Annotated in this window: 14 protein-coding genes; 9 read left to right on the top strand and 5 right to left on the bottom strand. The window is 66.0% G+C overall.

Features of this window, described 5'->3' with window-relative positions; translation table 11 throughout:
* Window positions 1-27: 27 nt before the first annotated feature.
* On the top strand, window positions 28-810 hold the full coding sequence (locus U9J23_RS20060) for an IclR family transcriptional regulator (protein WP_228525758.1): 783 nt from the start codon (window positions 28-30) through the stop codon (window positions 808-810).
* Here the strand turns inward: U9J23_RS20060 and U9J23_RS20065 are convergent.
* A complete protein-coding gene (locus U9J23_RS20065) occupies window positions 792-1,580 on the bottom strand; it encodes an SDR family NAD(P)-dependent oxidoreductase (RefSeq protein WP_085469787.1) in 789 nt (262 codons plus the stop codon). The genes U9J23_RS20060 and U9J23_RS20065 overlap by 19 nt on opposite strands.
* Window positions 1,581-1,688: 108 nt before the next feature.
* Between U9J23_RS20065 and U9J23_RS20070 the strand changes: the two genes are divergently transcribed.
* The gene (locus U9J23_RS20070) at window positions 1,689-2,276 is read left to right on the top strand and encodes a TetR/AcrR family transcriptional regulator (protein WP_085469786.1); all 588 of its coding nucleotides are present in this window, start codon (window positions 1,689-1,691) and stop codon (window positions 2,274-2,276) included.
* A gap of 36 nt (window positions 2,277-2,312) precedes the next feature.
* Here U9J23_RS20070 and U9J23_RS20075 read toward each other — a convergent pair whose 3' ends face one another.
* The 3 genes from U9J23_RS20075 to U9J23_RS20085 all read right to left on the bottom strand — a co-directional run bounded on the left by U9J23_RS20075 (window position 2,313) and on the right by U9J23_RS20085 (window position 6,065).
* On the bottom strand, window positions 2,313-3,449 hold the full coding sequence (locus U9J23_RS20075) for a Rieske 2Fe-2S domain-containing protein (protein WP_085469785.1): 1,137 nt from the start codon (window positions 3,447-3,449) through the stop codon (window positions 2,313-2,315).
* A 505-nt stretch (window positions 3,450-3,954) separates the two neighbouring features.
* On the bottom strand, window positions 3,955-5,361 hold the full coding sequence (locus U9J23_RS20080) for a sensor histidine kinase (RefSeq protein ID WP_326600042.1): 1,407 nt from the start codon (window positions 5,359-5,361) through the stop codon (window positions 3,955-3,957).
* Window positions 5,358-6,065 (bottom strand): response regulator transcription factor, encoded by a 708-nt coding sequence (locus U9J23_RS20085; protein WP_106201284.1) that lies wholly within the window; start codon window positions 6,063-6,065, stop codon window positions 5,358-5,360. Before U9J23_RS20085 ends, U9J23_RS20080 begins: the two co-directional genes overlap by 4 nt.
* Before the next feature lie 132 nt (window positions 6,066-6,197).
* Between U9J23_RS20085 and U9J23_RS20090 the strand changes: the two genes are divergently transcribed.
* The 4 genes from U9J23_RS20090 to U9J23_RS20105 are packed head-to-tail and all read left to right on the top strand — an operon-like array spanning window position 6,198 to window position 10,130.
* Complete coding sequence (locus tag U9J23_RS20090; RefSeq protein WP_326600045.1) at window positions 6,198-7,040, top strand: polyphosphate polymerase domain-containing protein; 843 nt, start codon at window positions 6,198-6,200, stop codon at window positions 7,038-7,040.
* Between the two features lie 27 nt (window positions 7,041-7,067).
* Complete coding sequence (locus tag U9J23_RS20095; RefSeq protein WP_326600047.1) at window positions 7,068-7,745, top strand: DUF4956 domain-containing protein; 678 nt, start codon at window positions 7,068-7,070, stop codon at window positions 7,743-7,745.
* Entirely contained in the window at window positions 7,745-9,292 is a 1,548-nt protein-coding gene (locus tag U9J23_RS20100) for a CotH kinase family protein (RefSeq protein ID WP_326600050.1), read from the top strand. The genes U9J23_RS20095 and U9J23_RS20100 overlap by 1 nt, the downstream gene beginning before the upstream one ends.
* Window positions 9,293-9,332: 40 nt before the next feature.
* Window positions 9,333-10,130: an enoyl-CoA hydratase gene (locus U9J23_RS20105; RefSeq protein WP_326600052.1), complete on the top strand. Its 798-nt coding sequence runs from the start codon at window positions 9,333-9,335 to the stop codon at window positions 10,128-10,130.
* Between the two features lie 318 nt (window positions 10,131-10,448).
* On the opposite strand, the gene U9J23_RS20110 is transcribed toward U9J23_RS20105, so the two are convergent.
* Entirely contained in the window at window positions 10,449-10,676 is a 228-nt protein-coding gene (locus U9J23_RS20110; RefSeq protein WP_064059804.1) for a hypothetical protein, read from the bottom strand.
* Window positions 10,677-11,134: 458 nt separating this feature from the next.
* Between U9J23_RS20110 and U9J23_RS20115 the strand changes: the two genes are divergently transcribed.
* The 3 genes from U9J23_RS20115 to U9J23_RS20125 all read left to right on the top strand — a co-directional run bounded on the left by U9J23_RS20115 (window position 11,135) and on the right by U9J23_RS20125 (window position 13,403).
* Entirely contained in the window at window positions 11,135-12,007 is an 873-nt protein-coding gene (locus U9J23_RS20115; RefSeq protein WP_085469820.1) for an alpha/beta fold hydrolase, read from the top strand.
* 26 nt (window positions 12,008-12,033) lie between these two features.
* Window positions 12,034-12,795: a DUF899 family protein gene (locus tag U9J23_RS20120; protein ID WP_085469780.1), complete on the top strand. Its 762-nt coding sequence runs from the start codon at window positions 12,034-12,036 to the stop codon at window positions 12,793-12,795.
* 80 nt (window positions 12,796-12,875) lie between these two features.
* The gene (locus tag U9J23_RS20125) at window positions 12,876-13,403 is read left to right on the top strand and encodes a hypothetical protein (protein ID WP_226949990.1); all 528 of its coding nucleotides are present in this window, start codon (window positions 12,876-12,878) and stop codon (window positions 13,401-13,403) included.
* The last annotated feature ends 6 nt before the right edge of the window (window positions 13,404-13,409 follow it).

A 13,409-nucleotide genomic window follows, 5' to 3' on the forward strand; every position in this document is an offset into this window, starting at 1 on the left:
ATGGCTTCGATGTATTGCGAGGATCCCATGGCACTCGACGACGAGTTCTCCAACGCCTTCATCGCCCGCGTGGCCGGACTGCTGGACGAGTTCCACACCGGCGATCGGCTCACCCTCTCCGAGCTCTCGACTCGCACGGGTCTCCCACGCTCGTCCACCCACCGCTTGCTCACACAGCTCGTCGAGCACGGCTGGGTGAGCAAGCGCGGCAAGACCTACGCCCTCGGACGCACACCCCTCGAATGGGGCGCGTTGGCGCGGAACCACGACCGTCTGCACCGAGCAGCCCACCCCGTCCTGCACGACCTGCATTCGACGACGGGTCTCGTCGTGCATCTGGCCGTCCTCGAAGGTGGCGACGTGCGCTACGTCGACAAGATCGGACGTGGACCCCTCGTGCTCCCTTCGCGCATCGGCGGGCGGCAGCCGGCACATCGCACCGCCCTCGGTAAGGCCCTTCTGGCCCACACCCGACTGCACGCCTCCCTTCCTGCAACAGGATGCACGTACCCCAGTGCCCCGAGAGCAGAGCATCTGCTGTCCCGCAACGAGATCGCACATATTCGCGAGCGACGTGTCGCGCACGAGCGTGAGGAATCGGTGCCGGGTGTCGCGTGCGTGGCGGCGCCCATCGGAAACGGGCAGACGTGCGTGGGCGCACTGTCCGTGACAGGACCCGTCGACATCGTCGACACCGTCGGCCTGGCCACCCCGGTCCGGCTCGCGGCGCGGGCGGTGTGGCGTGCCCTGTCCCCGAGCGATTCTCGGCCACACCTCTCCCGATCGGTGGGTCAGCGCACCAGCGCCTGACCTCCGTCCACCGGAAGCGAGTGGCCCGTGATGTAGCGGGCGGCCTCGCTGCACAGGAAGACGACAGCGGGCCCGATGTCGGTCTCGGGATCGCCGAGCCGGCCGAGCGGGATCGAACTCGCGTACGCGGCTGCTTCTTCCGGCTCGCGTTCCGCCCACTCCTGCATTGCTACCGAATCGGCGAGCGGCAGAATCGAATTGACGCGGATCCCGTCCGCCGCCCACTCACAGGCGGCGGTGCGGGTGAGAACCCGGATCGCTTCCTTCGCAGCGGCGTATCCGCCCGTCCCCGAGGGGTTCCACCGGATACCGGCCGCCGATCCGAGATTGACGATCGAACCACCACCGCGCAGGTGCGGGTGGCACGCCCGCATCATCCGCCAGGTCGCGGTGGGCCCGGATTCCATACCTCCGCGGTACACGTCCTCGTCGAGTTCGAGAAGCGTTCCCGGCGCCGGCGACTGCGCGTTGTTCACCAGGATGGACAGTCCGCCGAACTCCTGCACCACGGCGGCGACCGTCTCCTCGACCGCCGCACCATCGGTCACGTCGCACACATACGACACCGCGCGACCACCACGGTCGGTGATCTCCACGGCGGTCGCGCCGATCGTCTCCGCGGTGCGACCCACGACAGCAACAGCTGCGCCGGCGGCGGCGAGCGCGAGTGCAATCCCCCTCCCGATACCCTGACCTGCGCCGGTCACGAGAGCTGTGGCGCCTGCCAGCGGCGTAGCGGGAACGATCGGGTCCATCCGGGACACGGCCATGCATACTCCTGAAGACGTGAAGAACATGAACCCATTGATCGGTTGATCAATAGGTGTGGCAGAATACGGTCCGAAGCAGGCCTGTACGGGCCTTACGAGAGGACGACGGTGGACCCGCAGGAGCGAAAGCGGCAGATACTCGACCGGTCGGCGGAGATCTTCGCCCGCAAGGGGGTCACCGCCACCACCATCCGCGAGATCGCCGACGCGGTCGGTGTCTATTCCGGAGCGCTCTACCACTACTTCCCGTCGAAGGAAGCGATCGTCACCGAGCTCATCCGCGAGTACATCACCGACCTCAACGAACGATGCCGCGAGGTGCTGGCGCGGTCGCTACCGCCCGTCGAGCGACTCGTGGCATTCACACAGATCGCGCTGGAGACCTCCGAGGACTACCACGGAGCAACCTCCATCTGGCGACGCGAAGGCGAGTACATGCGTGAGCGCGTCGTCGAGGCCGACATGGTCTCCTCCGCCGACGCCATGGAAGTCGCGTGGCGAGAAGCCATCCGCGACGGCATCGCCGAAGGCGTCTTCCGTACCGACATCGATCCCGAGACGTTCCGGGAACTGATCTACGACGCGGTCTGGCACGCCTCCCGCTGGTACCGGCCCGGTCCGGACCGTACTCTCGCCGCCCTCGCGCGCACCATCGTGTCGGTGTTCGTCGACGGTTTCCGTCGCCGCGAAGCGTGATCCGTCCCGCCGCACGCAGCGGGACGGATCATCGGATCACTCCGCCGAACCGGCGAGGTTCTCCTCGACCTCCTTGTGCCACGACTCGAGCGCACGCGAGGTGTCCACCTCGAACTCGAAGCGCTGCGTCATCTCGGGCGTGACGTCCTCGAGGTCGACGTAGAACTGGTTGTACCAGCGACGCAGCTGGTAGACCGGGCCGTCCTCCTCGGTGAGGAGCGGATTCTCGATGCGGGACTTGTGCTTCCAGATCTCGATGTCCTGGGCGAACTGCTCCTCGAGACCGTCGGTGAACATCTTCGCCATCTCGGCGGCCTGCTCCTCGGACATACCCTCGATCTTCTTGACGATCGTGCCGAACTGCAGCACGAACGAGTTGTTCGTGACCGGGTAGTGGCAGTTGATCAGCTTCGACTCGATGGTCGTGCCCTCGGAGACCGTGTAGATCGTATCGAGCATGAAGGACGGACCGTAGTAGAAGGCATCCGAGATCGTCTGCGCCTCCGGCAGATCCATCTGCACACCGGTCTTGATGTCGTCGCGACCGTAGGAGCGCATGTGCTGGCCGGCGATGTGCCCGTCGAAGACGTTCTTGAAGTACTCGGGCATCTGGAAGTGCACGTAGAAGAAGTGCGCCATGTCGACGACGTTGTCGACGATCTCGCGGCAGTGCGAACCCTCGACGTGGATGGTCGTCCACGTCCAGTCGCTCCACTGACCGTCCTCGTAACCCTCGATCTCGGGGATCGCGAGTTCCGGGGTGGGTTCGCTGTTCTGCGGGCAGTGCCAGACGAACAGAACACCGTTGCGTTCCATCGTCGTCCACGCCTTGGTGCGACCGAGCTTCGGCGTGCGGCGCGCGTACGGTACAGCCTCACAACGGCCCTGTCCGTTCCAACGCCAGTCGTGGAACGGACAGGCGATGGTGTCGCCCTTGATCTCGCCGCGCGCGAGGTTCCCACCCATGTGCCGGCAGAAGGCGTCGAGCACGTGCAGCTTTCCGGCCGTATCGGCGAAGACCACCAGGTCGGTGCCGAACACCTTGACCTGGTGCGGCTTTCCGTCACGGAAATCCTTGGCGAGGCCGATGCAGTGCCATCCGCGCGCGAAGCGGGTGGGGTTGGTACCTGGATCGATGTTGCGGATCTCGATCCGCTCCTGGGGGACGGTCATGTCTTCTCCTGCGCTGACGAGAGGTGATGGGGCTGACGAGGGTCGAAGGCGAGCGACGGTCACCGGGCTGGGGCGACCGTCTCCGTGGAAGCGAGAGGAGCGATCGTAGGATCGATCCGGTTCCCGGTCCGGATCACACCGTCGGCCACCGCCTCGTCCACGGTGCGATCGAGCGCCTCGCACCGCATCACGTAGGCACCCGGACCAGCGGTGGCGATCTCTCGGCACGACTCCCGGGCCTCGTCGGACCATTGGATGCTGGTATGAGCTGGGCTGTACTTCGCGACGAGCACACGAGCGCCGCAGGTATGACAGGCGAGCGACTGCATTGTTGCCGGTTCCCTTCCTCGGATGAGCCGAGACTAGGAACCGCGATGTGGGCGGCGACACAGCTTTTCAGCCCAGCGGGACAAACGGAGTTCTATCGAACGCCCGGCGACTTCTCGTCGTGCGGTGAAACGGGGTTCACGCGGCGTGTTGCAGGGGCGAAACCCGTTTCAGCGCGTCAGCTGGGGAGTAGCCGTGGGATGCGGACGCGGAAGATCGAGCCGACACCCTTCTCCGACTCCACCTCCACCTTCCCGCCGTGCGCCGCGACCAGCGCGGCGACGATCGACAGACCCAGACCGCTCCCACCCGACGAGCGGGTGCGGGAGGCGTCGGCGCGGTAGAAGCGTTCGAAGACGCGCTCGCGGTCGTCGGGATCGAGGCCTGGGCCGGTGTCGGCGACTTCCAGAACAGCATCGGAATCCGCGGTTCCCACCCGCACCGTGACGTCGGCGTCGGGTGGAGTGTGGGTCAGCGCGTTGGTGACGAGATTGCTCAGCACCTGACGCAGACGGGCGTCGTCGCCGAGAACCTCGGGAGTGCCTGGGCCGTCGATGATCTCGAGGGTGATGGCCCGCTCGGGCGCAACGGCACGCGCGTTGTGCACTGCGTCGGCAGCGACGGCGAGCAGGTCCACCGGGGAGCGGTCGAGCGGGCGTTGTTCGTCGAGTCGCGCGAGCATCAGCAGGTCTTCGACGAGCAGACCCATGCGGCGGGCCTCGCGTTCGATGCGTTCCATGAGCATGCCGGTGTCGGTGCTCGCACCCTGCCGGTACAACTCGGCGAAGCCACGGATGGTGGTGAGCGGGGTGCGGAGTTCGTGGCCGGCGTCGGCGACGAAGCGACGCATCTTCTCCTCCGAACGTCGCGCCGATTCCTCCGACGCCGCAGTTGCCGCGAAGGCCGATTCGATCCTGCCGAGCATCGCGTTGAAGGTCACCGACAAGCGGCCGATCTCCGTTCGGGGGTCGCCCTCGGGCACCCGCTCGCTGAGGTCGCCTTCGGCGATCGCGGCAGCGGTGCGCTCGACCTCGTCGAGCGGACGCAGACTCATACGCACGACGACACCGCCGGCCACCGCCAGCGCGACCAGCACGACCGCACCGATCATCGTCTGCAGCACGACGAGCCTGTCCACCGTCTCCTCCGCCTCGGCCAGGCTCATCCCGACAGTGGTCACGGCACCCGAGGCATTCTCGGTACTCATCACCCGCCAGTGCGGACCGTCGTCGCCGGCGGACCTGACGGTGACGGGCCTGCCGGTCGGCTCGTCCGGCACGTCGGGGGCGGTCGACTCGTCGTTGACGACGAACAGCAGCCGACCGTCGGCGTCGACGACCTGCACGTAGAAGGGGCTCGGTGGTCGCCGGGAGTTGGGGGCGTCCAGCGGGGGCGTCGGTGGTGGCCTGTCGGGTCTCGCCCAGGTCCGCGCAGCCTCCTCGAGATCGCGATCGACCCGCGACAGCAGGGAATTCTGCAGAGCAGACGTGACTGCGATGCCCGACGCGAGCAGACCGATGCCCGCCAGAAGCACCAAGGCAGCGACCAGCGTCCAACGGAGCGGCAACGCCCGCAGACGGTTCATATGCGGGGTTCCCGCATCACGTAGCCCACCCCGCGAACGGTGTGGATGAGGGGGACGTCGCCGGTGTCGACCTTGCGTCGCAGATACGACACGTACGACTCGACCACCCCGACCTCACCGCCGAAGTCGTAGTTCCACACGTGCTCGAGGATGCGGGGCTTGCTGAGCACCGTGCCGGCGTTGAGCATGAGATACCGCAGCAGCGTGAACTCGGTCGGCGACAGCGACACGGGCTTGCCCGCCTTGAACACCTCGTGGGTGTCCTCGTCGAGTTCGAGGTCGGCGAAGGTGATGCGGGAGCTGCGTTCGGCCTCGGACACCTTGCCGGCTCGGCGCAGGATCGTGCGCAGCCGGGCGATGACCTCTTCGAGGCTGAACGGTTTGGTGACGTAGTCGTCGGCGCCGAGCGTCAGGCCCACGACCTTGTCCTCCACCGCATCCTTCGCCGTCAGGAACAGCACGGGCGCGTCGATGCCGTCTGCGCGCAGGCGACGCAACATGCCCATGCCGTCCATCCCGGGCATCATCACGTCGAGGATCACCGCGTCGGGCCGGAAGCGACGCGCCTTGTCGAGTCCTTCGGCGCCGTCGCTCGCGGTCTCCACCTCGAAGCCCTGGAACTTCAGGCTCACGGACAGCAGTTCGACGATGCTCGGCTCGTCGTCGACGACGAGCACGCGCGCTTCGGGAATCCGGTCGGTCACGCATCGATTGTCGCGGGTGAGGCTGACGCTCCGCTCGAGGAAGCCTGGCAGTTTCCTGTGAGGCTCCCGATTGCCAGGAAACTGCCAGCAAACCTCCAAGGCTCCTCGAGGTGACGGGTGTGTGCTGTTCCGGTGACCAACGGCTTCCAACAGACCGCGAGCAAGCTGCACGCGTTCAACCGGTACGAGATCAAGTACTTCGTCGACGAGATGAAGGTGCCCGAGTTGCGGCACGAACTCGCTGCCCGGATGGACACCGATCCGTACTCACCACACGGTGGGTATCCGGTGACGTCGCTGTACTACGACACCCCGGATCTGCGGTTCTACTGGGAGAAGATCGAGGGCCTGAAGTTCCGCCGCAAGGTGCGCATGCGGCTGTACGGGGATCCGTCCGCGTGCACCGACGACACTCCCGTGCAGGTCGAGATCAAGCAGCGCGTCAACCGCGTGACGCAGAAGCGTCGCACTGCCCTCCCCTACAGCGTCGCCCTGCGGTGGTTGAACGGGCGCGAGGACATCGAGTGCGACGACTCGCAGCGGTCGTTCGTCAACGAGGTCTCCAGCCTCGTGGGGAATCTGGATCTGCGACCGATCGTGACCACCGGTTATCTACGCGAGGCGTTCGTCGGACGCGACGCCGATCTCGGCCTGCGCGTGACGATCGACCACAAGGTGCACGGCCGCGACCGCGACTTCCACTTCGCGTCCGGCGCCGAGAACCGCTTCATCATCCCGCCGAAGCTGGCCGTCGTGGAGCTCAAAGCGAACGAGCGGGTGCCCTACTGGGCGACGGATCTGACGGCACGGCTGGACATGTCGGTGATCCGGGTGTCGAAGTACTGCCAGTCGGTCGAGGCGTTCGGGCTCGCACCCCGGTCTCGTTTCGGCGCACCGGAACTGGTGCTGCCGGACGGGTTCGACGCGCGGGTGCCCGCCGACCTTCTTTCCACCGAACCGATTCCGGTTCGCTGACTTACTCGTTTCGAATCAAGGACGGATATGAATTTCGATTTCCAGGACCTCAGCGGCACGTTCACGACCTTCGACATCGTGGTGTCGCTGGCGTTGTCGTTCGTGCTGTCGAGCGTGATCGCGTGGGTCTACCGCTACACGCACAAGAACGTCTCCTACAGCCAGTCCTACGTGCAGACGCTGGTGCTGGTCGGCATGGTCATCGCACTCATCATGCTGGTGGTCGGATCGAACATCGCCCGGGCGTTCGCCCTCGTCGGCGCGCTGTCGGTGGTGCGATTCCGCAACGCCATCAAGGAAACCCGTGATGTCGGGTTCATCTTCCTGGTGATGGCCATCGGCATGACCACCGGTACCCGCTTCTACGTGCTCGCCATCGCGGCGACCGTCGCGATCTGCCTCGTACTGCTGATCATGAACAAGTTCAACTGGTTCAAGCTCGACGTGCAGCGTCAGGTGGTCAAGGTGCAGGTGCCGCCGGAGCCCGCCTACACCGCCACCGTCGAGGACGTTCTCATCAAGCACTGTAGTGAATACGAGTTGGTGTCCACCGAATCCGTCCGCGCCGGTGCCCTGGTGGAGCTGTACTACACGGCCCAATTGAAGAAGGGCATGAGCTCGAACGACCTGATCGCCGCGCTGAGCGCCGTCAACGCCGGCCAGCGGGTGAGCGTCCTGACCGGATACGACCAGACCGACCTGTGATGACGGCACCGACCCCACGGCGACGTCTGCGGCACCGGATACCGACATCGCTGCGTCGGCACTGGACACTGCCGGTGACGTTCATCGCGTTCGTCGCGATCGTGGCCACGGCCTTCGGAGCGACACGCGTGCGGCCCTACATCACGGGCGAACCGACGATCATCTCCTCGGAGATCACCGAGAACGTCGCCGGCACAGTCGATCTGTTCGACACCTCCGTCACGCACGAGTTGTCGCTCGAGATCGGCGACGCCGAGTACGACGACATGATCGCCGCATACGAGAAGGACGGTGACAAGGAGTGGGTGGTCGCCGATGTGGTCATCGACGGCACCCGCATCGACGACGTGGGCGTGCGTCTGAAGGGCAACTCGACGCTGCGCGGTCTGCAGGGTGAGAACGGTGAGGGGCCGGGCGGTTTCGGACCTCCGGAAGGATTCGAACTGCCCGAAGGTTTCGAGTTGCCCGAGGGTGTCGATCCGGCGCAGGGTCCGCCCGGGATGGACGGCATGGCGCAGGTGGACCCGGAGGATCCGACCTCGCTGCCCCTGTTGATCCGTTTCGACGAGTACGTCGACGGTCGCGCGTATCAGGGCATGACCGAACTGTCGGTGCGGCCCGGTTCGCCGGTGATCAACGAGGCGATGGCGTTGTCCCTCACCGCTGAGACCGATCAGCCCACCCAGCGGTACGCGTACACGGTCTATTCGGTCAACGACAGCGCCACCGCGACGCGACTGGTGCTCGAGCATCCCGACGAGCTGTACGCCAATTCGCTGTTCGACTCCCCCGGTTATCTCTACAAGGCCGATGCATCGTCGCGGTTCGAGTACGTCGGCGACGACCAGTCGGACTACGCCGACCAGTTCAAGGAGATCAATGCCGCCGATTCCGGGACACTGCAACCGATCATCGGCTTCCTGAAGTGGATGGACTCTGCCGACGACGCAGAGTTCGACGCCCATCTGGCCGATTGGGTCGACGTCGACTCCTTCGCCCGGTACGTCGCCACCCAGAACCTGCTCGTCAACTTCGACGACATGGCCGGGCCCGGTCAGAACTACTACCTCTGGTACGACCTCGACACGAAGAAACTGTCGGTGGTCTCGTGGGATCTGAACATGGCCATGCAGGGCGACACCACTGCCGGCCCGGACGACACCATCTCCATGATGGGCGGCATGGGACCGGGCGGTCCCCCACCGGGTATGCCGGGCGGCGCGCCACCGGAAGGGATGCCCCAGGGCATGCCACCGGGGATGCCGGGAGGTGACGGTGAAGGTCGTGGCGCGATGGGTAGCAACACGCTGAAGACCCGTTTCCTCGACTCCGCCGCCTTCACGGAGCTCTACCACCAGGCGTACCGGGAGCTGTCCGAGCAGATCTACGGCAACGGTCTGGCGCTCGAGGTCCTCGACGAGGTGGCAGCGTCGGTACCGATCTCCGACGGACTCACGGCCAAGGCGCTGCAGGAGAGCGTCGACTCGATGCGTTCGTGGATCGAGGAACGCACCCAGGCACAGCTTCAGTGGATCCAGCCTCGCTGAGCGGGGCCGGATCCACCGAAGTTACGGATACTGTCTGGCGATGACTTCCGAAGAGATCCTGCTCGTCGAGCAGCGCGATTCCGTCCGCATCCTCACCTTCAACCGCCCGGAGGCGCGGAACGCGCTGAGCTCGGCACTCATCGATGCTCTGCGCACCGAGATCGCCGCCGCAGAAGTGGACGACGAAACGAACGTCGTGGTCCTCACCGGCACCGACCCGGCCTTCTGCGCCGGACTCGACCTGCAGGAACTCGGAGAAAGTGGAGGCAACCTGTCGCTGGTGTCGGGCGCCGACCTCCCCGTCGGCCATCCGTGGAAGCCCATCTCCAAGCCGATCATCGGCGCGGTCAACGGGGCCGCCATCACCGGTGGCCTCGAGATGGCGCTCGCATGCGATTTCCTCATCGCATCCGAGCGCGCCCGTTTCGCCGACACCCACGCCCGCGTCGGCGTCCTACCGGGCTGGGGACTCACCCAGCGCCTGCCCGCGGCAGTGGGTCCGGGTTTCGCGCGTCGCATGAGCCTGTCCGGAAACTTCGTCGGAGCCGAGGAAGCACTGCGGGCGGGACTGGTGACGCAGGTCGTCGCGCACGACGAACTGCTCGACACGGCCCTGGAGGTTGCGCGGACGATCGCCGGCAACGACCAGCCGGGTGTGCGGGCGCTGCTCGCGTCGTACCGGCGCGCGGAGGAGCACGTCGTCGAACCGGCCCTGCAGGTGGAGCAGCAGACCTCGGAAGCGTGGATGCGGGAGTTCTCGCCGGCACGGGTTGCCGAGCGACGAGCCGCGGTGATCGAACGTGGAAAGTCCCAAAATGCCGTGAACCTCAAGTCCTGAAACGCCCACAATTAGGGGGCATTTCGGGCTAATCGGACAGTTTTATCACGGAACGATAACAACTAGTGACGGCAGGTAACAGGCTTTGGTGCCTTCGCGAAGTATGGGACGGAAGTGAACTTTCCCTTGCGGATTTTTCACTTCCCACGCTTGTTCGCAGGCGTGCCCATTCACAACAACATGGAGGTATTTCTATGCTGCTCGGATCTCTCGCACTGACCCTCGGTGGACTCCTCGCTGCCCTCGGCATCATTCTCTGATAGCAGGGCCGATCGACTCCGCGCCCGCACCACCCCCTGCGTGCGGGCGCGGTTCGGTCTATTCGGACGTATCCACTTCGGGGGTTCGGAAAACCGTTTCTTCACTGCGCTTTTCGGACATCCGCTTCTCGAGTTCGTCCTTCTCGCGTTGCGCCATCTCGGGGTCGACGTCCTCACCCGGCACAGGTCCGGGATCCGTAGCCGGCGCGCCCTGACCGGGATCGGCTGCGTCGATCTCGTTCGAGCCGGTGTGCTTGATCGGGAGAAACGGTTCCATACTTGCCATGAATTCGGATTCCCGACGCTCATGCGCGCAAACAACTACTCCGGCAACAGAATGTTCTGCAGCCGCAGCCGACCACGAGCGAGACCCTTGCCGGTCCGTTGAGGCCGAGTCAGTCGCAGACCCGGGCGGAACCGGCCGCGCGAAAACTCCCCGAGAGCACGAAAACATAACGAAGTGAATTTTCGATCCTCGGGAGTGTTTGACGCTGAGGCGACGGGTATTCCTGGCTCAGCGTCCCGGTGCGGACGCAGTCCTATAACCCGAATGACAGGAGGAATTCATATGCTCCTTGGATCTCTCGCGCTGACCCTCGGTGGACTGCTCCTAGCACTGGGCATCATCCTCTGAGCCTGCGCGCGCCGCGTCCGCATCCGTCACGGGTGCGGACGCGGTCGTATGTGCGATGAATTTTCCGGGTGGCTCGGGTCGGTATGGTCACCGACCCAGAAGGAGCCGACATGCCCGAACCCGTCACCCGCACGATCGACGTCCCCGGCGCGACTCTCGTCTACGACGTCCGCACCGTCCCCGGCGGCGCGACACCGCTTCTGCTCGCCGGATCCCCGATGGACGCGAGCGGCTTCACCAGTCTCGTCTCCTACCTCGACGACCGGACCGTGATCACCTACGACCCGCGCGGCACGGGCCGCGGCACGCGCACCGACACGTCGATGCAGTCCACCCCCGCCCTGCACGCCGACGACCTGCACCGGATCCTCGCCGAGCTCGACCTCGGTCCCGTCGATGTCTTCGCCAGCAGCGGTGGCGCGGTCAACGCGCTCGAACTCGTCTCGCGGCACCCCGAACAGGTGCGCACGCTGGTCGCGCACGAACCGCCGATCGTCGAGCTGTTGCCCGATCGCCTCGGAGCCGAAACGGTGCGCGACGACATCCACGACACCTACCAGCGCAGCGGGCTCGGACCGGCCATGGCCAGGTTCATCGCTCTGGTCAGCTTCGAAGGGGAGCTGACCTCCGACCATCTCGACCGGCCCGCTCCGAACCCGTCCGATTTCGGCCTGCCGGTCGAGGACGACGGGACCCGCGACGACGTGCTGCTGGGCCAGAACTGGATGTCGTGCACGGGCTACCACCCCGATCTCGACGCCCTGGCGAACGCGTCCACGCACATCGTCGTCGCCGGTGGTCGCGAGTCGGTACGCCAACTGTGCGGCCGCGCTGCGGCAGCGCTCGCCGACCGGCTCGGCACAACTCCGACGTTGTTCCCCGGCGATCACGGTGGCTTCATGGGGGCCGCGGAGGGCATGCCCGGCGATCCGGAAGCCTTCGCCTCCGTGCTCCGCGAGGTGCTCCAACCGAGCCGCGTGTAATCCGTCCGATCCTCCGGGAGGTCACCATGACCGAACCTCACTCCGGCCGTCCACCCGTCGTCGATCTCGCGACCTGGCAGGCCGCGCGCGACGAACTCCTCGTTCGGGAGAAAGCCCACACCAAGGAGGGCGACGCCATCGCCGCGGCCCGCCGACGACTCCCGATGGTGGAGTTCGACGGAACGGTCGAGGTGGTCGGGCCCGACGGCTCGGTCCCCTTCCTCGACCTCTTCCAGGGCCGCAACGAACTCATGGTCTACAAGCACATGTGGTACGACGGTGCACCCCCGCAAGGACAGTGCGAGGGATGCACCACCACGGCCTGGCACGTCCGCGACGCCGTCTACCTCAATGCTCGCGGGGTGTCGTTCGTGTTCGTCACCACCGGTCCGTGGGAGGAGGTCGCGGCGTTCGTCGAGTTCATGGGCTACACCCAGCCCTGGTATTCGGTGCGCAACGTCGACGAACCCGTGGGCGGGGCGATGGGTTATCTCACCTCCTACCTCCGCGACGGTGACCGGACCTTCCTCACCTACTCAACGACGGGTCGCGGCACCGAACGGGCCAACAGCTCGGCCGGCCAGCTCGACATGACCCCGTACGGGCGTGGCGAGAGGTGGGAGGACAAACCCGAGGGGTGGCCGGAGGGAGACGACCCGTGCTGGTTCTGGCGCGCCGACGCCGACGGCAATGCGACATGGGATGAGACGAGCCGCCCGGTGCCGCAGTGGACCCGGCCCGGCGCGACTCCCGTCGAGACCCTCGGCAGGCAGAGCAACTGGCACTGACCACCCGCAACCGGCACCGATCACACCGCCGGTGCCGCACGCCTACCGTGGAACGAGGTGTTCCCGACGAAGGAGGGTGCGTGGCGGAACGGTCCGGGTCGACTCGTCCCGAGTCCGAATGGAACGGCCGGGATTGGTACGTGAACTTCGGTGAGCGCAGCCCGTCACGCAATTGGGACGACGGTCGCCGCTACGGTTTCCTCGCCGCCGGCGGCGGCCGCTGGTATTCGGATTCCTTGCAGGAGTTGCCCGCCGGTGGCCGCGTCTTCGTCTACATCCCGAAGAGCGGGTACGTGGGCATCGGCGTCGTGACCGGTCCGGCGGCTCCGGCCGACGAGGCGACGCTCGTCGTCGACGGGCGGCCGGTGCCGTTCCGCAGCCTCGACCTGAAGGCACCGTACGTCCACGAGAGCGAGGGCACGAACCCGCACGAGGACCACCGCGAATGGATCGTGCCCGTGCAGTGGACGCACACCGTCGCGCGCGAGGATGCCTTCCGCATCCCGGGTCTGTTCGCGAATCAGAACTCGGCATGCCGCCTGCGTCACCGCTTCACCGTCGACACCGTGACATCGTTCTTCGAGAGCAATCAGGATCGGGACGGGTGACAGCAG

The organism is Rhodococcus sp. PD04, assembly GCF_035918275.1.
GTDB lineage: Bacteria > Actinomycetota > Actinomycetes > Mycobacteriales > Mycobacteriaceae > Rhodococcus > Rhodococcus rhodochrous.